The sequence below is a fragment of the Paracoccus sp. TD-10 genome (genome assembly GCF_048270675.1).
GTDB lineage: Bacteria > Pseudomonadota > Alphaproteobacteria > Rhodobacterales > Rhodobacteraceae > Paracoccus > Paracoccus pantotrophus.
This window is the reverse complement of record NZ_CP182418.1, coordinates 1,223,049-1,242,394: the sequence shown is the minus strand read 5'-3', so window position 1 is coordinate 1,242,394 and position 19,346 is coordinate 1,223,049. Positions and strand designations below refer to the sequence as shown.

19 protein-coding genes and 1 pseudogene are annotated in these 19,346 nt (G+C 66.2%); 8 read left to right on the top strand and 12 right to left on the bottom strand.

The genetic code is table 11. The annotated features are described in order from the left end of the window. Positions 1 to 9: 9 nt before the first annotated feature. Genes ACNKFW_RS06085 through ACNKFW_RS06075 form a run of 3 tightly spaced genes read right to left on the bottom strand, consistent with a single transcriptional unit; the run spans position 10 to position 3,576 of the window. Positions 10 to 1,512 carry a UxaA family hydrolase gene (locus tag ACNKFW_RS06085; RefSeq protein ID WP_147428045.1) on the bottom strand — a complete coding sequence of 501 codons (1,503 nt, stop codon included), beginning with the start codon at positions 1,510 to 1,512 and terminating at the stop codon, positions 10 to 12. Continuing rightward, on the bottom strand, positions 1,509 to 2,591 hold the full coding sequence (locus ACNKFW_RS06080) for a mannitol dehydrogenase family protein (protein ID WP_147428046.1): 1,083 nt from the start codon (positions 2,589 to 2,591) through the stop codon (positions 1,509 to 1,511). The genes ACNKFW_RS06085 and ACNKFW_RS06080 overlap by 4 nt, the downstream gene beginning before the upstream one ends. Beyond that, positions 2,584 to 3,576 carry a zinc-binding alcohol dehydrogenase family protein gene (locus ACNKFW_RS06075; protein WP_147428047.1) on the bottom strand — a complete coding sequence of 331 codons (993 nt, stop codon included), beginning with the start codon at positions 3,574 to 3,576 and terminating at the stop codon, positions 2,584 to 2,586. Before ACNKFW_RS06075 ends, ACNKFW_RS06080 begins: the two co-directional genes overlap by 8 nt. A 124-nt stretch (positions 3,577 to 3,700) precedes the next feature. Here ACNKFW_RS06075 and ACNKFW_RS06070 point away from each other — a divergent pair, with 124 nt between their 5' ends. Together ACNKFW_RS06070 and ACNKFW_RS06065 are read left to right on the top strand one after the other, a co-directional pair. Further along, positions 3,701 to 4,603 (top strand): GntR family transcriptional regulator, encoded by a 903-nt coding sequence (locus ACNKFW_RS06070; RefSeq protein ID WP_147428048.1) that lies wholly within the window; start codon positions 3,701 to 3,703, stop codon positions 4,601 to 4,603. 23 nt (positions 4,604 to 4,626) lie between these two features. Beyond that, positions 4,627 to 5,574 (top strand): sugar kinase, encoded by a 948-nt coding sequence (locus ACNKFW_RS06065; RefSeq protein WP_147428049.1) that lies wholly within the window; start codon positions 4,627 to 4,629, stop codon positions 5,572 to 5,574. 55 nt (positions 5,575 to 5,629) lie between these two features. Here ACNKFW_RS06065 and ACNKFW_RS06060 read toward each other — a convergent pair whose 3' ends face one another. From ACNKFW_RS06060 to ACNKFW_RS06035, 6 genes are all read right to left on the bottom strand, one after another. Then, entirely contained in the window at positions 5,630 to 6,901 is a 1,272-nt protein-coding gene (locus tag ACNKFW_RS06060) for a TRAP transporter large permease (RefSeq protein WP_147428050.1), read from the bottom strand. Further along, on the bottom strand, positions 6,898 to 7,371 hold the full coding sequence (locus ACNKFW_RS06055) for a TRAP transporter small permease (protein WP_167521771.1): 474 nt from the start codon (positions 7,369 to 7,371) through the stop codon (positions 6,898 to 6,900). The genes ACNKFW_RS06060 and ACNKFW_RS06055 overlap by 4 nt, the downstream gene beginning before the upstream one ends. Before the next feature lie 52 nt (positions 7,372 to 7,423). Beyond that, on the bottom strand, positions 7,424 to 8,401 hold the full coding sequence (locus ACNKFW_RS06050) for a C4-dicarboxylate TRAP transporter substrate-binding protein (RefSeq protein WP_147428052.1): 978 nt from the start codon (positions 8,399 to 8,401) through the stop codon (positions 7,424 to 7,426). 21 nt (positions 8,402 to 8,422) lie between these two features. Beyond that, positions 8,423 to 9,697, bottom strand: a complete 1,275-nt coding sequence (locus ACNKFW_RS06045; RefSeq protein WP_147428053.1) for an L-fuconate dehydratase — start codon at positions 9,695 to 9,697, stop codon at positions 8,423 to 8,425. Then, complete coding sequence (locus tag ACNKFW_RS06040) at positions 9,694 to 10,536, bottom strand: ureidoglycolate lyase (protein ID WP_147428054.1); 843 nt, start codon at positions 10,534 to 10,536, stop codon at positions 9,694 to 9,696. Before ACNKFW_RS06040 ends, ACNKFW_RS06045 begins: the two co-directional genes overlap by 4 nt. A gap of 94 nt (positions 10,537 to 10,630) precedes the next feature. Next, positions 10,631 to 11,368 (bottom strand): SDR family oxidoreductase, encoded by a 738-nt coding sequence (locus ACNKFW_RS06035; protein ID WP_147428055.1) that lies wholly within the window; start codon positions 11,366 to 11,368, stop codon positions 10,631 to 10,633. Positions 11,369 to 11,515: 147 nt separating this feature from the next. Between ACNKFW_RS06035 and ACNKFW_RS06030 the strand changes: the two genes are divergently transcribed. Then, positions 11,516 to 12,310 carry an IclR family transcriptional regulator gene (locus ACNKFW_RS06030; protein ID WP_147428056.1) on the top strand — a complete coding sequence of 265 codons (795 nt, stop codon included), beginning with the start codon at positions 11,516 to 11,518 and terminating at the stop codon, positions 12,308 to 12,310. A 36-nt stretch (positions 12,311 to 12,346) separates the two neighbouring features. On the opposite strand, the pseudogene ACNKFW_RS06025 reads toward ACNKFW_RS06030, so the two are convergent. Next, a pseudogene (locus ACNKFW_RS06025) lies at positions 12,347 to 12,496 on the bottom strand (IS5/IS1182 family transposase); the annotation flags it as partial. A gap of 255 nt (positions 12,497 to 12,751) precedes the next feature. Here ACNKFW_RS06025 and ACNKFW_RS06020 point away from each other — a divergent pair. From ACNKFW_RS06020 to ACNKFW_RS06000, 5 genes are all read left to right on the top strand, one after another. Beyond that, the gene (locus ACNKFW_RS06020; protein WP_244314582.1) at positions 12,752 to 13,270 is read left to right on the top strand and encodes an NYN domain-containing protein; all 519 of its coding nucleotides are present in this window, start codon (positions 12,752 to 12,754) and stop codon (positions 13,268 to 13,270) included. A gap of 326 nt (positions 13,271 to 13,596) precedes the next feature. Then, positions 13,597 to 15,096, top strand: coding sequence for a tripartite tricarboxylate transporter permease (locus tag ACNKFW_RS06015; protein ID WP_147428057.1), 1,500 nt, complete (start codon positions 13,597 to 13,599; stop codon positions 15,094 to 15,096). A 46-nt stretch (positions 15,097 to 15,142) separates the two neighbouring features. Continuing rightward, on the top strand, positions 15,143 to 16,147 hold the full coding sequence (locus tag ACNKFW_RS06010) for a tripartite tricarboxylate transporter substrate binding protein (protein ID WP_208852076.1): 1,005 nt from the start codon (positions 15,143 to 15,145) through the stop codon (positions 16,145 to 16,147). After that, a complete protein-coding gene (locus tag ACNKFW_RS06005; RefSeq protein ID WP_147428058.1) occupies positions 16,144 to 16,614 on the top strand; it encodes a tripartite tricarboxylate transporter TctB family protein in 471 nt (156 codons plus the stop codon). Before ACNKFW_RS06010 ends, ACNKFW_RS06005 begins: the two co-directional genes overlap by 4 nt. Beyond that, entirely contained in the window at positions 16,611 to 17,681 is a 1,071-nt protein-coding gene (locus ACNKFW_RS06000) for an AbrB family transcriptional regulator (RefSeq protein ID WP_418024088.1), read from the top strand. The genes ACNKFW_RS06005 and ACNKFW_RS06000 overlap by 4 nt, the downstream gene beginning before the upstream one ends. Before the next feature lie 232 nt (positions 17,682 to 17,913). On the opposite strand, the gene ACNKFW_RS05995 is transcribed toward ACNKFW_RS06000, so the two are convergent. Together ACNKFW_RS05995 and ACNKFW_RS05990 are read right to left on the bottom strand one after the other, a co-directional pair. Further along, positions 17,914 to 18,108: a hypothetical protein gene (locus ACNKFW_RS05995; RefSeq protein WP_147428060.1), complete on the bottom strand. Its 195-nt coding sequence runs from the start codon at positions 18,106 to 18,108 to the stop codon at positions 17,914 to 17,916. A gap of 180 nt (positions 18,109 to 18,288) precedes the next feature. Then, positions 18,289 to 19,344: a 4-oxalomesaconate tautomerase gene (locus tag ACNKFW_RS05990; RefSeq protein WP_208852075.1), complete on the bottom strand. Its 1,056-nt coding sequence runs from the start codon at positions 19,342 to 19,344 to the stop codon at positions 18,289 to 18,291. Positions 19,345 to 19,346: the final 2 nt, after the last annotated feature.

Genomic DNA, 19,346 nt, shown 5'->3' with positions numbered 1-19,346 from the left:
GGCAGGGCGCTACAGCGTGGCTCCGATCTTCCATGGCACGAATTCATTGTCGCCATAGCCGAACTCCTCGGACTTGCTGCGCTTGCCCGAGGCCGTGTCCAGCAGCAGCTCGTAGATGCGCTGGCCCATCCGCTCCAGCCCGACGCCTTCGGTCACCACTACGCCGCAGTCGATATCCATATCCTCGGGCATCCGGCGAAACAGCTCGCTGTTCGAAGCCAGCTTGATCGAGGGCGTGGGCTTCGCCCCGAAGCACGACCCCCGCCCGGTGGTGAAGGCGATCAGGTTCGCCCCCGCCGCCACCTGCCCCGTCGCCGCCACCGGGTCGTAGCCGGGGCTGTCCATGAAGACAAAGCCGGGGATGCGGATCGGCTCGGCATAGGCGAAGGCCCCGGCCAGCGGCGACAACCCGCCCTTGGCGACCGCGCCGAGCGACTTTTCCAGGATCGTCGTCAGCCCACCCTTCTTGTTGCCAGGACTGGGATTGTTGTCGAGGCTGGCGCCATTCTTCGCGGCATAGTTGCGCCACCAGTCGATCATGGCGCGGATCTTCGCGCCCGTTTCGGGATCGGCGCGGGCGATCAGCAGATGCTCGGCGCCATAGATCTCGGGCGTTTCCGACAGGATCGAGGTGCCGCCCGCCGCCACCAGCATGTCCGAGGCCACCCCAAGCGCCGGGTTGGCGGTGATGCCCGAAAACCCGTCCGAGCCGCCGCATTGCATCCCTAGCACCAGCTTCGAGACCGGCTGCTCGCTGCGGCTGTCGCGGCTGGCCGCCGCGCAGATCGGTTCCAGCAGTTCCAGTGCCCTGCGCACGGCCGAGGCCGAGCCGCCGACCTCCTGAATATTGAAGGTGCCGAAGCGTTCCGTCGTCCAGTCATCGCGCTTGTAAAGCGTCAACTGGTTGACCTCGCAGCCCAGGCCCACGATCAGCACGCCGCCGAAATTCGGGTGGTCGCGATAGCCCTTCAGCACGCGGATCAGTGCATCGAAGCCCTCGCCCGCATTAGCCATGCCGCAGCCCTGGTCGTGGACGATGGGCGCGAAGCCGTCGATGCCCGGAAAGCGCGGCAGCAGGTCGCGATTCGCCGCCGCCGCGATGGCATGGCACACGGTCGAGGAGCAGTTGACCGAGGCGAGGATGCCGATAAAGTTCCGCGTCCCGGCACGGCCGTCGGGCCGCGCATAGCCCATGAAGCTGCGCCGCGCGGGCGGCGTGTGCATCACACCGGTATTGGTGGCACGGTCGGAATGGCTGTCCGACATGGCTGCATTGTGACTGTGGACGTGATCGCCCGGCGCGATGTCCTGCATCGCTGTTGCCATGACCTGCCCGTATTTCACCACCGGCCGCCCTTTCGCCACAGGCTTCAGCGCGAATTTGTGTCCCAGCGGAATATCGGCACGCAGGGTGACGCCAAGCCCCTCCTCTCCGGCGGTCAGCGCGCGCAGGGCGACACCCACATTGTCGGCGGGGTTGAGATGCAGGAAGGAAGGCCGGCTGGCAGTCATGCGCTTGCTCTTTCGACGATGGCTTGCAGTTGCGGGGCGGGGCCGCCGGCCCAGTCCAGGAAGGCCCTGATGCGGCGATCGGCCTTTTGCGCGTGGTTCTGGGCGATATCGGCGATGCAGTGGTCCAGGAATGGGTTGCGGAAACGGTCCAGGGTGGCAGCCAGATAGGCGCGCGCCTCGGCCTCGCGGCCCTTGCGGGCGAAGCCGGGTATCACCTCGGCCTCATAGAGTGCCAGCAGCGCGGCGCCTTCGGGACCATCCATCAATTCCCGCACCAGCGCGCCCTCGCGCGCGCCGCCTTCGCGCCAGAAATCCGCCAGCGCGGTATGACCGAGATTCAGGATATGCAGCTTCAGCCGCTCGATTTCCTCGAGATCGGGCACCATCCGCACCGCCGAGTGGATGCAGGGGGCGCCGACCCCCTCGGCCATCTCGACGGCCCACAGCGCATAGGGCTCGGCCACCGCGCCCGCGGGTTCCAGCGGCTCGGACACGATCCGGTCCACCAGGCTATTGGCGAAGGGAAGGCCCTCGACCCAACGCGCCACCTCCGGGCTATCGCGCAGGATTTCCAGCACGCGCGCCTTCAGCACCCGGCCATTCTCGGGCAGCAGTTCCATCGGCATCACCTGCAAAGCCCGCGCCCCCGCATGGAAACGCGCCGCCAGCAGATGCGCCAGCTTGGCGGGAAAGCTCATCGCCTGCGAGGGCTGCGGGTCCAGATCGGCGGGCTGCGGCTGATAGCCGGCATCGCCCGTGTTCGAGATCACCACCTCGGCCTCGTCGCAGAAGACCCGCACCAGTTCGGCCCAGTCCGTCGCGGTGGACAGCGTGCGGCGGATCGAGGTGACGCGGGTCTCGGCCTCATGGGGCTTGCCGTCCACAAGGCCCCGGATCACCACCGGATAGCCCTGGGGCGCGGCCAGAGCCGCCAGCCGCCCGGCCCGCACCGAATCGCCCGAGCTTTGCACCACCGTCACCGCGCGCGGCTGCGCGGCTTCGGAAAAGAACAGGTCGGCATGGGCTTGCAGAAAGCGCGAAGTGCCGAATTGCAGGATGGGCGTGCGGATCTCAGACACGGATGATCGCCTTGATCAGGGTGCCGCGATCCTCGGCCCACAAGGGCAGGTTCGTCACCGCCTCGTCGATGCCGGTTTCATGCGTGGCCAGGACATCGATCGGCACATTGCCATTGCGGATACTCGCCATGACATGCTCGAAATCCTCTTTCAGCGCGTTGCGGCTGGCCAGCAGCGTCGTCTCGCGCTTGTGGAATTCGGGATCGGCGAAGGTCAGGTCGCCCTTGACCACCGACAGCAGCACATAAGCCCCGCCATGCGCGACCCATTGCAGGCCCGCATTCATCGCCTTGATATTGCCGGTCGCGTCGAAAACCGTGTCATAGGCGCCCGCGGCCTCTTGCCCGACCAGTTCGTAACGCGCCTGCGGCAGCGCCGTCGCCGCCAGTTCCAGCCGCGGGGCGGAGGTGTCGCGCAGCGTGACCTCGGCCCCCTCGATGGCGGCGAAGATCGCGGCGCCAAGGCCGATCGGCCCCGCCCCCACGACCAGCACGCGCGAACCCGCCCGCACCCGCCCGCGCCGCACGCCATGCGCGCCGATGGCAAGGAACTCGACCATGGCGGCGGCCTTCTCGCTCAGCCCCTCGGCGGGATAGGCATTCGCCTCGGGGACGACGATTTCCTCGCACATGCCGCCATCGGCATGGACGCCCAGCACGGCGATGTTCTCGCAGCAATTGGGTTTGCCTATGGCGCAGGCATGACAGGCGCCACAGGTCATGTAGGGGTTCACCACCACCAGGTCGCCCGCTGCGATCCGCCCGTCGGACGAAGCCTCGACCGCGCGGCCCGAAAGCTCGTGCCCCATCACGCGGGGATAGTTCAGGAAAGGCTGCTGGCCGCCATAGATGTGATAATCCGTGCCGCAGATGCCGATATGCCCGATGCGGATGCGGATATGGCCGGGTTTCGCGTCCGGGCGAGGCCGCTCGGTGCGCTCGAGGCGGCCGGGCTCAACACAGACAAGGGCTTTCATCAGGCTCATGGCGGGGCTTTCGCTGAGAATGTCGGATTGGGCTTGTATCTTAAGACGGTTTTTTATTTAATAAAAGCTACACTCGTCAAATGAAATCTGGCGGGCGCGATTTTTTTGCAGGGGGGGGGCGTGAATGGCCCGCGACAAGAACCTGTTCAAGATGCTGGTGAACCGGCTTCTGGACCGTCTTGACGGCATGGAGACCGGCCGCGAGCTGGGCTCGGAGGGCGAGCTGGCCGCGGAACTGGGCGCCAGCCGCACGACGATTCGCGCGGTGCTGGCGCATCTGACCGAGGCCGGAGTGCTGTCATGGGACGGGCGCCGCAAGACGCTGTTGCGCGCCCCGCGCCGCTCGGACCGCTTCGACGAGGAAGAAACCCGCCCCCGACAGGAACTGGTCGAGGGACCGTTCCTGGAATGGGTGCTGCATGGCGACCTGCCCCCCGGCACCACCTTCAGCGAGGCCGAGCTTGCCCGCCGTTTCGACGTGCCGTTGGCCACGGTGCGCGAATTCCTGATCCGGTTCGAACCCCTGGGCCTAATCGAGAAAAGCCCCAACCGGCATTGGGTGATGAAAGGCTTTACCCGCGAATTCGCGCAGGAAATGTTCGCCATCCGCGAGATGTTCGAACGCCATGCCTTGACCGGGCTGGTCGCCACCTGCGTCGCCGGCGGCCCGATCCGGACCGAACTTCAAGCGTTGGAGGTCGAGCATCGCGCCCTGATGGAAGCCCCCGAGGCGGCGCTGGCCGAATTTCCGGCACTGGACGCGCGGTTTCACCGGCTGCTCTGCGCGGCGGCAAGGAACCGCTTCATCCTGGACTTCAGCCGGATGATCTCGATCATCGTGCATTTCCACTACAGCTGGAACAAGCGCGACGAACTGCGCCGCAACCGCGCCGCCGTGGCCGAGCATCTGGTGATCATCGACGCCGCGCTGGCGGGCGACGCCACCCGCGCCGCCGCCGCGCTGGACGCGCATCTGGCGACCGCCCGCCAGACATTGATGGATTCCGTCATCTGGGCCGATGCATGATGCCCCCCTTTGAGGAAGAAAGAATGCCCCAGCCCCCCGGCGCGGCCCGGCCCCCGAAGCGCATCCTGTCAGTCGGCGAATGCATGGTCGAAATGTCCCATGCGGGCGACGGGCTCTGGCGGCAGGGCTTCGCGGGTGACACGCTGAATACCGCCTGGTATCTGCGCGCGCTTCTGCCCGAGGATTGGGCGGTGGATTACTTCACCGTGCTGGGCACCGATCCGCTGTCCGAGGCGATGGTCCGCTTCATGCGGGACGCGGGCATCGGCACCGGCTGCATCCCCCGCCATCCCGACCGCGTGGCGGGGCTCTACATGATCAGCCTGAAGGATGGTGAGCGATCCTTCACCTATTGGCGTGATCGCTCGGCCGCGCGGACGCTGGCCGACGACACGACGCAGCTGCAAGCGGCAGTCGAAGGCGCAGACCTGCTCTATGTCAGCGGCATCACGATGGCGATTCTGAACGACGACGGACGCACGACCCTGCTGGATCGGATGGCGAAATCCCGCGCCGAAGGGACGCGGGTGGCCTTCGACCCGAACCTGCGGCCAAAGCTGTGGAAAGACGCGGCCAGCATGTGCCGCGTGATCGAGGAAGCCGCTGCCCGCGCCGATATCGTCCTGCCCAGCCATGACGACGAGGCCGCCCATTTCGGGGATGCCTCCCTAGGGGAAACCGCGCGCCGCTATGCCGCCCTCGGCGCGGGCGAGGTGCTGGTCAAGAATGGCGGCGGGGCGATGGCTCTGTCGCTGGCAGGTGCCGCGCCCGTGATTCTGCCCGCCCCCGGCATGGTGACGCCGCTCGACACGACCGGGGCGGGCGACAGCTTCAATGCGGGCTACCTGGCCGCCCGGCTGACCGGCTGCGATCCGCATCAGGCGATGCTGCGGGGGCACGCACTGGCCGCCCGCGTCGTGCGCCATTTCGGCGCGCTGATGCCGCATGACCGGTTGGACACGCTGCGTTAAGGAAAAAGCCGCGCACCCCGGTGAAGGGCGCGCGGCATCGTCCAGACCCCCTGCCCTAGATCAGCGCCAGCGACAGGATCGGCACATATGTCACCAGCAGCAGTGCGATCACCAGCGCGGCGACGAACAACCAGCCCTCGCGGAAAAACTCGCCGATCGAGGCCCGTGTCAGGTTGCAGACCAGCAGCAGCACCGTGCCGACCGGCGGCGTCAGCGTGCCGATGGACAGGTTCACGATGATGACGATGCCGAAATGCACCGGGTCGATGCCGAATTGCGCCAGAACGGGCTTCAGCAAAGGCACCAGCACGATCATCAGCGCGGTCCCCTCGACGAACATGCCCAAGCCTAGAAGCAGCAGGTTCACCGCCAGCAGGAAGATGTATTTGTTCGAGGTCAGCCCGGTGATCCATTCCGCCATCGCGATTCCTGCCCTCTCATTCGAGAATATCCAGGCAAGGCCGGTGCTGGTCATGATCACCAGCATGATCGAGGCGGTCTGGCGCGCGGTCTCGCCCAAGGCGCGGCCCACGTCGCCGATCTTCATGTCGCGATAGAGGAAGAAGCCGATCAGCAGCGTAAGAACGATCGCGACCGCGCCCGCCTCAGTGGGCGTGAACACGCCCATGCGGATACCGCCCACGATCACCACGACCAGTGCCAGCGCCGGCCATGCCTCGAAGAGCACGCTTCTGGTTTCCGAGGCGGTGGGCCAGGTGGTGCGCGACGGCGGGATGCCCCGGCGCCTGGCGTAGATATAGACCGCGACCAGCAGCAGCGCGCAGCAGAGCAACCCCGGAATGATCCCGGCCATGAACATCGACCCGATCGAGACATCGGCGACCAGCCCGTAGATGATCAGCGCGATCCCCGGCGGAATGATCGGCGTGATCAGCGAGGCGCAGGCGGTGATGGCCGTCGCCGATCCACGCGAATAGCCCTGCCGGATCATCTGCGGCACGATCATCCGCGTCGCCATCGCCGCGTCGGCCAGATTCGAGGCCGAGATCCCGCCCATCAGCGTGGACAGCATCACGTTGGTATGGCCCAGCCCCCCGGTCAGCCGCCCGACCAGCAGATCGGCCAGCGCCAGCAGCCTCTTGGCCACGGCGGTCGCGCCCAGAAGCGTGCCAAGCAGGATGAAGAACGGGATCGCCAGCAGCGAGACGTTCTGCGTTGGCGCCACGATGCGCTGCACCGCGATGGCCAGCGGCAGGTCCGAGAAGAACAGGAAATAGGTCAGGATGCCGGCGAACATCGCCAGGTAGATCCGCATGTTCAGCGCGAACAGCACGAACATCAAAAGGATTGCGACAAGCCAGCTCATTGCCTGGACTCCTGTTCCGCGTCCCCGACACCGGCGTTGAAGATCCTCATCAGGGTCACGACCGCGATCAGCAGCCCGCCCAATGCCACTGGCAGATAGATCCAGAACCACGAGACCTTCAGGATACTGGTCCGCCGCATCGCCGAGGCATCCGCCAGCACCCAGCCATACCAGCCGATCACCAGCAAAAGCCCGATCGAGGCCAGCCCGACCACGGCGGCCAGCACCCGCCGCATGGCGGGCGGGAGATAGTGTTCGATGATGTCGATGGTCAGATGCCCGTCCCGCGCCTCGCAGGCGATGGCCGCAATCATGACGATCCAGACCATCAGAAGGCCCGCGGCCTCCTCGGTCCAGGCGATGGGCTGCCCCATCGCGTAGCGCGCGAAGACCGAGCCCGCCACGATGGCGACCAGTATCGCGAGACAAGCGCCGCCGACAAGCGTGGCGGCCCTTTCAATCCAACGCATGTTTCCCCCCGATTGAAACGGCCGGCGCGTGATGCGCCGGCCTTGTCCCCGTTCAGCCTGCGATCTCGGCCTGGATGCGGTCGTAGAGCCCCTCGCTCCATTCCGGAAACTGGGTGTAGAAAGGCTTGGTAATCTCGCGGAATGCCTCGACATCGGGGCTGATGACCTCGACGCCCTGCGCCTTCATGCCCTCAAGCGCCCTGGCCTCGTCGGCGGCGGCGGCCTTCTGGCTTTCCAGCCCGATCTCGTAGCCGGTTTCCTCAAGCACCGTCAGAACCTCGGGATCCAGCGAGGACAGGTAGGCTTCGCCGCCCAGCCAGAAGGCGGTATTGGTCAGGTAGCCCACCAGCGAAAGCTGCTTGGCCTGCTCGTCCAGCTTCTGGCCGTGCAGCACGGTCAGCGGGTTTTCCACCCCGTCGATCACGCCTTGGGTCAGCGCCGGATAGACGTCGCCCAGGGGCATCGGCGTCGGCGTGCCGCCCATCAGCTCGATCGCCTTGATCTGCATGTTGTTGTTGGGCGTGCGGATCTTCAGGCCCGCCATGTCGGCGGGAGTCTCGATCTTCTTTTTGGCGAGAATGTGGCGCGTCCCGTACATGTAGTTCGGGATCACGATGCGGATGCCGTGCGACTTCAGCACCTCGTGCTTTTCCTGGAACCAATCGCCTTCATAGAGGCGGAACAGGTCCTGGGCGTCCTCGGTCAGATAGGGGCCGTAGAGGATACCCAGATCGGCGTCGTAATCGATCAGGAAGCCCGCATCGGCGATGGTGATGACGTTCACCCCCATCTTCGCCTGCTCGATGATGTCCTCTTTCGAGCCGAGCTGCGAGGACGGATAAAGCTCAAGCGCAACCGCCCCTTCCGAGCGTTCGGCGACCAGTTCGGCCCATTTGTTCATCAGCACGTCCACCGGCTCGCCGGGGTTGTTCTCATAGGCCACCTTGACGGTGACATCCGCCGCCAGGCCGGGCAGCGCAAGGGCGACGGCCATCGCGGCCCCCAGCCCGAGTTTCTTCATAAGCGACATTGGGTCTCCTCCCGTTGGGTGTCAGGCGCCGCGAAAGCGGTATTCCTCCAAGCTTTGCGGCTTCATTTCGATGGAAAATCCAGGCATTTCCGGCGGCATGTAAGCCGCGTTCTGGATCCGCACGGGGTCAAGGAAATGCTCGTGCAAATGGTCCACATATTCGATCACCCGGCCTTCGCGGGTGCCCGCGATGCAGAGGTAATCGATCATCGACATGTGCTGGACATATTCGCACAGGCCGACGCCCCCGGCATGGGGGCAGACCTTCAGCCCATATTTCGCGGCCATCAGCATCACCGCCAGCACCTCGTTCAGCCCGCCCATGCGGCAGCTGTCGATCTGGACGACGTCGATGGCGCCTTCCATGATGAACTGCTTGAACATGATGCGGTTCTGGCACATCTCGCCGGTGGCGACCTGCACCGGGGCGACGCCCGCGCGGATCTTGCGGTGGCCGGCCACGTCGTCGGGGCTGGTCGGCTCCTCGATAAACCAAGGGTTCACGAAGGCCAGCTTCTTCACCCATTCGATGGCCTGATCGACTTCCCAGACCTGGTTGGCGTCGATCATCAGCCTGACGTCCGGGCCGACCTCGTCGCGGGCGATGGTCAGGCGGCGGATGTCGTCCTCCAGATCGCGGCCGACCTTCATCTTGACATATCTGAAACCCGCATCCACGGCCTCGCGACAGAGGCGGCGCAGCTTGGCGTCGTCATAGCCCAGCCAGCCCGCGCTGGTGGTATAGCAAGGATAGCCCTCGCGCAGCAGGGTTTCCACCCGTCCGGGTTTGGTCTCGGCCTGCTTCGTCAGGAAGTCCAGCGCCCATTCCGGGGTGATGCAGTCGGTCAGGTAGCGGAAATCGACACAGCGCACCAGCTCCTCGGGCGTCATGTCGGCGACCAGCTTCCAAACCGGCTTGCCCTCGGCCTTGGCCCACAGGTCCCATGCCGCATTGACCACCGCGCCGGTGGCCAGATGGATCGCGCCCTTGTCCGGGCCGATCCAGCGCAACTGGCTGTCGCTGGTGACATGGCGCCAGAAGCGGCCCATGTCGGCGGCGATCCAGTCCAGTTCCAGCCCCACGACCAAGGGGCGCAGCGCCTCGATGGCGGCGGTGCAGATCTCGTTGCCGCGCCCGATGGTGAAGGTCAAGCCGTGGCCCTCATGGGGGCCGTCGGTTTCCAGAACCACATAGGCGGCGGAATAGTCCGGGTCCGGGTTCATCGCATCCGAACCGTCCAGCCCCTTGCTGGTGGGGAAGCGCACATCAACAGTGCGCAGGCCGGTGATCTTCATGCCTTCACGACCTTCTGGGTCTGCTCGCCCAGCCCTTCGATGCCGAGGCGCATCACTTCGCCGCCCCTCAGATAGACCGGCGGCTTCTGCCCCAGCCCCACGCCCGGAGGCGTCCCGGTCGAGATCACGTCGCCCGGTTGCAGCGACAGGAAGCGGCTGAGATAGGAAATGATCTGCGCCACGCCGAAGATCATGGTCGAGGTCGAGCCGTCCTGATAGCGGTGCCCGTCCACCTCCAGCCACATCTTCAGGTCGCCGATGTCGCCCGCCTCATCCGGGGTAACCAGCCAGGGACCGATGGGACCGAAGGTGTCGCAACCCTTGCCCTTGTCCCAAGTGCCGCCACGCTCAATCTGCCATTCGCGCTCGGACACGTCGTTGACGACGCAATAGCCCGCGACATGGGACAGGGCGTCGGCTTCCTCGATATATTTGCCGCCCTTGCCGATCACAACGCCCAGTTCCACCTCCCAGTCGGTCTTGACCGAGCCGCGCGGGATCTCGATATCGTCGTCGGGACCGCAGATGGCACTGGTCCATTTGTTGAAGACCACCGGCTCGGACGGGATATCGGCCCCGGTCTCGGCGGCGTGGTCGGCATAGTTCAGGCCGATGCAGATGAACTTGCCCACGCGGCCCACGCAGGGGCCGATGCGGGGGCTGCCCTGGACCAGCGGCAGGCTGGCGGGATCGATGGTCGCAAGGCGGGCCAGCCCCTCGGGGGTCAGCGCCTCTCCGGCGATGTCGTCGACATGGGCCGACAGGTCGCGGATGGCGCCGGCTGCGTCCAGGACGGCCGGACGTTCCTGCCCCGAGGGGCCGTAGCGTAGCAGTTTCATGTTGACCTCGTCATGGGTTCGGCTAGACCGGCGGCACGCGCAGGTTTCGCCGCGCGCCCGTCCAGGTTCGATTGCCGGTGTCAGGGGGTTCGGTTCATATCGTCACGCCGCCATCGACCAGTAGGGCCTGCCCGCTGACGAAGCGGCTTTCATCCGAAAGCAGATAGACAATCATCGGGGTGATGTCGTCCACGGTGGCAAGTCGGCCCATCGGCTGACGGGCGATGAAGTTCTTTTCCGCTTGCACCGGGTCCACCGCCGAGGCGATGCGCCCACGCAGCGAGGGCGTGTCCACCGTGCCGGGGCAGATCGCGTTGCAGCGGATGCCCTGCTTGACGAAATCGGCGGCGACCGCCTTGGTCAGACCGATCACCGCAGCCTTGGTCGTGCCATAGGCGGTGCGGTTCGCGAAGCCTTTGATCGAGGACGCCATCGAGGCCATGTTCAGGATCGAGGCGCTGCCGGTCTCGGCCGCGCGGTCCAGCATTCCGGGCAGGAAGGCACGGGTCATCCGCATCATCCCCGTCACGTTCAGGTCCAGCGCAAAAGCCCAGTCCGCATCGGTCACGTCCAGCACGGTCCCGTCATGGACGATGCCGGCGCAGTTGAACAACCCGTCCAGCGGCCCGGTCTCGGCGGCGATGGCCTGGATGGCCGCGGCGTCGGTGACGTCCAGCACCCGCGTCTCGATCCCCTCCAGCCCCTCCAGCAACGCCGCGTCGCGGTCGGTGGCGATAACCCGCGCGCCCTCGGCCGCGCAGGCAATGGCGCTGGCTCGACCAATGCCCTGGCCCGCCGCGGTTATCAGGACGGTCTTCCCCCTCAACCTCATCAAATCCCCCTCCTCACCTGAAGTGAAGTTTGTATATAAAATTATTATTCATATCTGAATGATTGAATCAAGCCGATTCGCGACCGTTCTTGCCTGGGGGCGGTCGCGCGGCTAAATCCCCGATGCGCGGGGCAAGATGGTGATCGGATGAGCGGCGGGGATGCAGGGGCGGATATATCGGCAGCGGATCGCTATCGCGCGCCGGCGCTGGACAAGGGGCTTGATATCCTCGAGGTCCTGGCCAGCCATGTCGGCGGGCTGACGCGGGCCGAGATCGGCCGCGAACTGGGCCTCAGCGCCTCGCAGCTTTACCGGATGCTGGAACGGCTGGTCGCGCGCGGCTATGTCGCGCGGGTCGGAGGCGGCGACCGCTATACCCTATCGATGAAGATGTTCGTGCTTGCCACACGCCACCCGCCCTTCCGGCGGCTGACGGCGCAGGCACAGCCGATGCTGGACGAATTCGCCGCCGAAATGAACCAGTCCTGCCATCTGGTCGTGCCCGATCACGGGACGGGCCTGATCATCGCGCAGGCCAGCCCGGTTTCGCATTGGGAATACCGTGCGCGGGTGGGCGCACAGATGGATCTGTTTTCGACCGGCTCGGGGCTGACCCTGCTGGCATGCCAGCATCCCGACCGCAGCGTCGAGACCTTGGGTCAGTGGGGGATCGCCAGCGCCGAGGACAGGTTAAGGCAGGTCGCCCCCGAACTTCGCGCGATCCGCGCCGCCGGCTATCGCATGGCACCCTCAATGCAGATTGTTGGCGTTACCGATATCAGCGTGCCCGTCCGAGGACCGGATCAGGATGCCGTGGCGGTCGTGACATGCGCGCATCTGGAACACCCGGATGCCCCCAGGCAGGATCTGCACGGCGAAATCCTGGAGAGGCTGAAACGCCTCACGGACGCGCTTTCCCTGCCGATCGCGCCCGGCCGGTAGATCAGCGCCAGATCAGCAGCTAGAGGGCGTCTTCATCTAGGCGATCCAAGCCATAGCGCAGGCGAGGTCGATCAACGCCTTGAACGCAGCGGGGGTCTTTTCGCATCGGAGCGCGATGCGACGGAAGCGTTTTATCTTGTTAAAGAAACACTTGACGAGATGGTGTTCCTGATAGAGCGTCCGATCCAGAGGACTACTTCCGGCGCGGCTGCCCGCGGACAATTCCTTCTCGTATTTCTGCACCTGCTGGAAGGTTACGCCAAGCGCCGCACCGAGATCCTCCTGGCAAATCCCCGGAAGACGGCCCCAGGCCTTAATCTTCTTGCAACCGCTACGTCGGCATTCTTCATGTCGACGGTTATACCGGCTTCGAGACCTTGACGATGGCGGGAAACATCAGGCTCGCCGCCTGCTGGGCACATACGCGGCGCAAGTTCTACGATGTATTCCAGTCCTCCGGATCGCCGAAGAAGCACTGCGGCGGATCCGCGACATTTATCTTGTCTGGAATTCGAGCGGCGCGGCAAGCTGATCCGCGCCTATTACTATACGGCGCTGCTGGAAAACGAGGATTATTCGCCGATCCGCCCGCTGGTCGACTGGCTGCATTACAATGGCTATTCCATGGTAACGAAGCCCGCCCGCGAATATACCGACGCGCTGGGGCGCCGCAAGGTCAAGGGCAACATGGATGTCGAGCTGGTGATCAACGCCATGGAACTGGCGCCGCGGCTGGACCATGAGGTGCTGTTTTCCGGCGACGGCGACTTTTGTCCATTGGTCGAGGCGCTGCAGCGCCAAGGCGTGCGGGTCTCAATGGTCTCGACTATACGTTCGCGACCGCCAATGATTGCCGACGAATTGCACCGCCAGGCCGACAACTTCATCGAGCTGGACGGATTACGGGGGATGATAGGCCGGCTCCAGCGGGATCGGGAAGAAGGCAATCATGAATGTTGATGTCAGCGCATGACCGCACTCCTGCGTGATGCCGTTGGTCGACGAATGGGAAGCGGGTCGAGCGGACCGTCCAGTCGTCCCAAAAGCGCATGCACTTCACCGCGCAGTCACTCGACTGTTCGAGCGACACGGCGATCCAGACACATTGTTGCAGGGCTCCGACCAACTCGGGAAACCTCCGGTCAAGGCGATTCCCTATAGCATCTGCTTATCGCGAGGCCGCTTCTTCTGAATTGTCCCGCGCGGCCCTGGAGGACACAACGGGCAAGACGGCCGGGCCGCGGCGGAAGAGCGGCGCCCCGCCCGATGTCCAAAGGGAGGAAACGATGGACGGGATCATCCAGTCTTTGGGGGTCATCTTCAGCCTTTCTGGCCTAGCGGTGCTGCTGGTCGGCGCGCTGCTGGGGGTCGTGATCGGGGCGCTGCCCGGACTCGGGCCGTCAATCGGGCTGAGCCTGCTGATCCCCTTCACCTATACGATGTCGCCCGAACTCAGCATGCTGCTGATGATCTCGTTATACACCTCGGCCGAATATGGCGGCTCGATCAGCGCGATCCTGCTGTCGACACCGGGCACAGCGGCGGCGGCGGCAACGGCCATCGACGGCTATGCCATGGCGCAGAAAGGCCGGGCCAATGAAGCGATCTCGATCTCGCTGACCGCGTCGACGGTGGGCGGTGTGATCGGCGGGCTCGCCCTGTTGCTGCTGGCGATGCCGCTGGCCAAGCTGGCGCTGCAATTCGGGCCGGCGGGCTATTTCGCGGTCGGTCTGTTCGGCCTGACCTCGGTCGCGGCCCTGTCGGGCGGATCGCTGGTCAAGGGCCTGCTGGGCGCGGTGCTGGGGCTGGCGCTGGCGACGGTGGGAATCGACCCGATCTCGGGGACGCCGCGCTTCACCTTCGGCCATTTCGAGCTGTACGAGGGCGTGCCGTTCCTAGCCGCGCTGATCGGCCTCTTCGCCGTATCCGAGGCAATCGCCCTGGCCGAGAAGCACGCCCGCGGCCCCAAGCCGGGCAAGGACCGCGTGGGCCATGTGTTCATGTCCCGTGCCCTGCTGAAGGAAACCTGGCGCTCGATGCTGTCGGGCTCGGTCATCGGCACGCTCCTGGGCATCCTGCCGGGCGTCGGCGGGAATATCGCCTGCTGGGTGGCACGCGATTATGCCCGCGCTCGCGACAAGCATCCCGAGGAATACGGCAAGGGCGCGGCCAACGGTATCGCCGCACCCGAAGCCTCGAACAACGCCACGGTCGGCGGGGCGCTGGTACCGCTGCTGTCGCTGGGCGTTCCCGGCTCGCCCACCACGGCGATCATGATGGGGGCGCTGATCATGCACGGCCTGCATCCCGGCCCGCAGCTTTTCGACGAGCAGCCGACGCTGGTCTATGCGATCCTGTTTGGCGTCATCATCGCGTCGCTGGTGCAATATCTGGTCGGCTCGCTGTTCCTGCCGCTCATGGCGCGGACCGTGCTGCTGCCCGACGGGGTCATCGCTGCGGGAATCCTGGCCTTCGCTGTCCTCGGCGCCTTCGCCATCCGCAACCTGATGTTCGACGTCTGGATGACGCTGGCCTTTGGCCTGGTCGGATACCTGATGAAGAAGCTCAGCTTCCCGGTCGCGCCCGTCATCCTCGCCATGGTTCTGGGCTACCTGATCGAATCGAACTACCGCACAGCGATGGTGTCGTCGCAGGGCAGCTACATGGTGTTTCTGACCGATCCGATCAGCGTGCTGTTCCTGATCCTCAGCCTGATCAGCATCCTGGTGCCCCTGCGCCGCGTCTGGCGCGCGCGGCGGTGCCCACACCGGGGCGCGGCGGTCTAGACCGCCCGCCACGACCGCAAGCCATCAATCCAGGGAGAGAGAATCGATGCGACACACCACCTTCACCGCCCGGCCGGGTCGTTTCGCGCGGCTGGTCCGCGGGACCGTCACCGCACTCTGCATGGCCGCCGGCACGGTGCTGGCCCTGCCGCAGAGCGCGGCCGCCGATTTCCCCGACAAGCCGGTGACGCTGGTCGTCTGGTCCGGGGCCGGCGGCGCGCTGGACACCTATGGCCGCAAGCTGGCCGAGCTGCTGGAGAAAGAGGCCGGCTGGACCGTCAAGGTCGACAACCGTCCCGGCGGCAGCGGCGCGGTCGGCCTGTCGCAGATCGCGACCCAGCCCGCCGACGGCTACAATATCCTGGTGCTGACCGGTACACTGACCTTCGGCATCGCCCAGGGGCTGATCCCCTTCAAGCTGGACGATCTGCGCCTGCTGCGCGCCATGCAATCCGAGCCCTCGTCGCTGGCGGTGCGGGCCGACAGTCCCTTCAAGACCGTCGAGGACTTCGTGGCTTACAAGAAGGAGCATCCGAACGAGTTGAAGGTCGGCGGTCACTCGTCAGGCGGCTTCCACCAATACATGCTTTATCAGCTGATGAAGCAGGGCGGCTTCGAAAGCGGCTGGATCCCGCATGACGCCTCGGGCAAGGTCACGCTGGGCCTGCTGGGCAAGCATATCGACGCCGCGATGATGACGCCATCCACCGGGCTCGCGCAGGTCAAGAACGGCGAGATCCGCCTGCTGGGCGTCACCACCGCCGAACGCTCCGCCTTCCTGCCCGACGCACCGACCTTCAGGGAACAGGGCTATGAACTGGAAGGCGCGATCTGGCGCGGCATCGCCGTCAAGGCTGGCACCCCCGATGACGTGGTCGATGCCATCCAGGTTGCGATCGACAAGGTGACCGCCTCGGCGGAATGGCGGACGTTCCAGGAAGAGCAGTTCCAGGACAGCCCCGACTGGGCCGAGGCCGAGTTCACCCAGCGGGTGCAGAAGGATCTCGAGCAGCAGGCAGAGTTCCTGAAATCGGCGGGCTTCGTGCAATGACCGGCCGCAGCGTCCTCGGGGCAGGCCAGGGCTTTCCCGTCGGCGACGTCATCGCCGGCGTGATCTGCCTTGCGGGCTGCATCACCTTCCTGTTCATGGCGCTGGCCCTGCCCGCCGGGCATTCGACCGGCGACACCGGGCCGGGCGCCCTGCCCGAGCAGGTGGCGGTCTTCGGCACGGTTTGTTCCGCCGCCTATCTGGTACTGGCCCTGCGCCGGGCCTTTGCCCACGAGCGACCGGATTTCTCGGCAAGCGGGCGGGCGCTGGCGGCATATGCGATCTTCCTCGTCTGCATGTCGGGCGCGGGCTGGATCGGATTGCCCCTTGCGCTCGCCTTGGCCTCGGCTCTGGTCACGCTGCTTTTCGCGGGCGAGCGCCCGCTGATCCGGGCTGCGGCCACCGGGGCAGGGATCTGGCTGATCGCGGTCCTGCTGTTCGGGAAACTGCTGGGATTGCCCATGCCATGATCCCGGCCGACGCCCGCCGCCCCGCCGAAGGGAACCGCCCCTTGCGGCTGGCGCTCGCCTATTCTCTGGCCATGCTGGCCGGCTGGATATCCGCGCGGCTGCACCTGCCGCTGCCCTGGATGATCGGTCCACTGCTGACGACGGCGGCCCTGTCCCTGTCGGGGCTGGTCGATCGCCCGCTGCCGGTGCGCAGCCGGCCATTCGGACAGGCGGTGGTGGCCACCACGGTCGGACTGGCCTTCACGGACGAAGCCCTGGCCGTCGTCCTGAAGATGCTGCCGCTGCTGGCCGGCATGGCGGCGATGACGACGGTATTGGCACTGGCCGTCTCGGTCGTGCAGGCACGGCTGGCCGGCGTCAGGCTGTCGCGCATGGTGCTGGCGACCTTTCCCCTTGCGCCGGTCGAGGCCGCGGTCATCGCCGAAAGCTGCGGCCTGCCGCCCGCCCCCGTCGTCGTAGCCCAGTCGCTGCGGATCGCCGCCATCGTGGTGCTGGTGCCTGCGCTGCTCTATGCCTTCGACGGCTTTGTCCGGCCCGACACCGCCACCGTTGCGGGGGCCGAGGCGTTCGACGATCCGCGCCTGCTGGTGCTGCCGCTGATCGGCCTGGCGGGCGGCGCGCTGTTCCGCCGGCTGGGCTGGGCCAATCCCTATTTCCTCGGCCCCCTCGGCCTTGCAGCGGCGCTGACCGCGGCCGGCGTGACGCTGCCGCAATATCCGCATGTGGTGCTGGCCGCAGCGCAGCTGGTCCTTGGGGCCTGGCTGGGCTCGACTTTTCAGGCGCAAATGCTGCGGGCCGCCCGGCGCGAGCTTGCCATCTCGATGCTGGGAACATTGGGCCTGCTGGCCCTCACCTGCGGCTCTGCGGCGGCGCTGGCGCGTTTCACGCCACTGGACTGGCGCAGCGTCGTCCTGGGAATCGCGCCGGGCGGCGTGACCGAGATGGCGCTGACCGCCCAGTTCCTGAATCAGGACGTCTCGCTCGTCACCGCCGCGCATGTGGTGCGGATCTTCCTGCTGATGCCGCTGGCGCGGCCGCTGATCCGCCTGACCGAACGCCTCGGCTAGGATCTCAGCACCACCAGGAACAGGCGCGAAAAGCGCGGCAGCGCCTCGGCCCTTCGCCTCGGGATGGAAGCGGGCGATGGTGGTATTCGCCCGGGAAGACCTGCAGCCCGGGCGTGATGAAGGCCGCGAGTCCGGGCCACAGGGCCGAGCCGTGAAACCATTCGACGACACCCGCGCCGGGCAGTTCGTGGTAATACGCGGTGCGCAAGATGGTCCGCCCGGCACAAGCGCCTCAGCAGACATGCATCCGCCCTGGCACCGTCAGCATCGAACGCACAGCCCGCGCGCCAGCCAACCGGTCGATCAAAGATGGATCGCGATCCAGCCGCTCCAGCATCCGATGCACGGGCTGATCCAGATCGCCGGACATCCGGACCGCCAGCACGCCACCCGGCGCCGGGTAGGCTCGCCCGAACCGGTCGATCATATGCGGATCGGAATCCGACCCGGGGATACCGAGGTCGGGATAGCGGGGCGGCCGCCCAGATTAACCGCCTCGGCAGACCACTGCACAGGCCAGCAGACCGCTTGCCGCGCGGTCGCGGTTCCCCGAGATTTTCAGGTATTGTCCCGATCCCCGGCCATCCAGCCTCTTGCCGTGGCAGGATCAATCCCGCGGCCAGACCAGACCATCCATCAGCTTGCGGGCGGTGCGCAAGGTGCCGGCGGCGGTGACCCGGCCCTGCCCGTCCCGCTCGATCAGCACCTCGGCCGCGCCGGTCGGATGCTCGATCAGAAATCGGCCATCCGCGGGCAGGCTGGCCAGCGCGGCGGCCGGCGTTCCCTCGAGCGTGCAGGCGGTGGCGACGCTGACCGCGGCAAAAACCCCGATCGAAGCATGGCAGCGATGCGGGATGAAGCTGCGCGTGCCGATGGTGCCGCCCTGGGTGGGGGCCGAGACCAGCGTCATCTTGGGCACGGATTTTTCCGCCACATCGCCCAGCTTCATCAGCGGCCCCGCCTTCAGGCGGATCGCCTCGATCCGCGCCTTGAGCGCGGCGTCGCCGTCCAGCGCCTCGCGGCTTTCCTGCCCGCTCAAGCCGAAATCGCCGGCGCGCAGGATGACGCAAGGCATGCCGTTGTCGATCAGCGTGCATTCGAACCCGTCGATGACGTCCACCGCACGCCCCGAAGGCAGCAGCGCCCCGCACATCGACCCGGCGATGTCCTGGAACATCAGCGGGATTGGTGCCGAGGCAAAGGGCACGCCGTCGATCATCGCAGTCCCCTTGTAGCTGACGCGGCCCTGCGGGGTGCGGATCCGGGCCAGCGCCACCTCGCCGGTGTTCAGCATGTGGATACGGACCGGAGTCTCGTCGCCGATGGCGGGCAGCAGGCCGCGCTCGATGGCGGCGGGGCCGACCCCGGCCAGGATATTGCCGCAGCCCTGGGCATCCGACACCAGGGCCTGATCGACAAAGACCTGCAGGAACAGATAATCCACATCGGCATCCGCCCGCGAGGATGGCGACAGGATCGCCACCTTCGAGGTAAGGGGATCCGCGCCGCCGATCCCGTCGATCTGGCGCGGATCGGGGCTGCCCATTATGCGCAGCAGCAGCGCGTCACGGCTGGCGGGATCGGCGGGCAGGTCGCGGGCCAGGAAATAGGCCCCCTTCGAGGTTCCGCCCCGCATCCACAGGCAGGGAATGCCGTCGCTCATGA

What these genes read in the sequence shown, in the direction of transcription:
- ACNKFW_RS06010 (WP_208852076.1), top strand. Translation starts at nt 15,143, where the DNA reads ATGCGACACACCACCTTCACCGCCCGGCCGGGTCGTTTCGCGCGGCTG.
- ACNKFW_RS06055 (WP_167521771.1), bottom strand. Translation starts at nt 7,371, where the DNA reads ATGCGTTGGATTGAAAGGGCCGCCACGCTTGTCGGCGGCGCTTGTCTC.
- ACNKFW_RS06035 (WP_147428055.1), bottom strand. Translation starts at nt 11,368, where the DNA reads ATGAGGTTGAGGGGGAAGACCGTCCTGATAACCGCGGCGGGCCAGGGC.
- ACNKFW_RS06040 (WP_147428054.1), bottom strand. Translation starts at nt 10,536, where the DNA reads ATGAAACTGCTACGCTACGGCCCCTCGGGGCAGGAACGTCCGGCCGTC.
- ACNKFW_RS06020 (WP_244314582.1), top strand. Translation starts at nt 12,752, where the DNA reads ATGTATTCCAGTCCTCCGGATCGCCGAAGAAGCACTGCGGCGGATCCG.
- ACNKFW_RS06070 (WP_147428048.1), top strand. Translation starts at nt 3,701, where the DNA reads ATGGCCCGCGACAAGAACCTGTTCAAGATGCTGGTGAACCGGCTTCTG.
- ACNKFW_RS06005 (WP_147428058.1), top strand. Translation starts at nt 16,144, where the DNA reads ATGACCGGCCGCAGCGTCCTCGGGGCAGGCCAGGGCTTTCCCGTCGGC.
- ACNKFW_RS06060 (WP_147428050.1), bottom strand. Translation starts at nt 6,901, where the DNA reads ATGAGCTGGCTTGTCGCAATCCTTTTGATGTTCGTGCTGTTCGCGCTG.
- ACNKFW_RS06085 (WP_147428045.1), bottom strand. Translation starts at nt 1,512, where the DNA reads ATGACTGCCAGCCGGCCTTCCTTCCTGCATCTCAACCCCGCCGACAAT.
- ACNKFW_RS06050 (WP_147428052.1), bottom strand. Translation starts at nt 8,401, where the DNA reads ATGTCGCTTATGAAGAAACTCGGGCTGGGGGCCGCGATGGCCGTCGCC.
- ACNKFW_RS05995 (WP_147428060.1), bottom strand. Translation starts at nt 18,108, where the DNA reads ATGATCGACCGGTTCGGGCGAGCCTACCCGGCGCCGGGTGGCGTGCTG.
- ACNKFW_RS06015 (WP_147428057.1), top strand. Translation starts at nt 13,597, where the DNA reads ATGGACGGGATCATCCAGTCTTTGGGGGTCATCTTCAGCCTTTCTGGC.
- ACNKFW_RS05990 (WP_208852075.1), bottom strand. Translation starts at nt 19,344, where the DNA reads ATGAGCGACGGCATTCCCTGCCTGTGGATGCGGGGCGGAACCTCGAAG.
- ACNKFW_RS06045 (WP_147428053.1), bottom strand. Translation starts at nt 9,697, where the DNA reads ATGAAGATCACCGGCCTGCGCACTGTTGATGTGCGCTTCCCCACCAGC.
- ACNKFW_RS06075 (WP_147428047.1), bottom strand. Translation starts at nt 3,576, where the DNA reads ATGAGCCTGATGAAAGCCCTTGTCTGTGTTGAGCCCGGCCGCCTCGAG.
- ACNKFW_RS06000 (WP_418024088.1), top strand. Translation starts at nt 16,611, where the DNA reads ATGATCCCGGCCGACGCCCGCCGCCCCGCCGAAGGGAACCGCCCCTTG.
- ACNKFW_RS06065 (WP_147428049.1), top strand. Translation starts at nt 4,627, where the DNA reads ATGCCCCAGCCCCCCGGCGCGGCCCGGCCCCCGAAGCGCATCCTGTCA.
- ACNKFW_RS06030 (WP_147428056.1), top strand. Translation starts at nt 11,516, where the DNA reads ATGAGCGGCGGGGATGCAGGGGCGGATATATCGGCAGCGGATCGCTAT.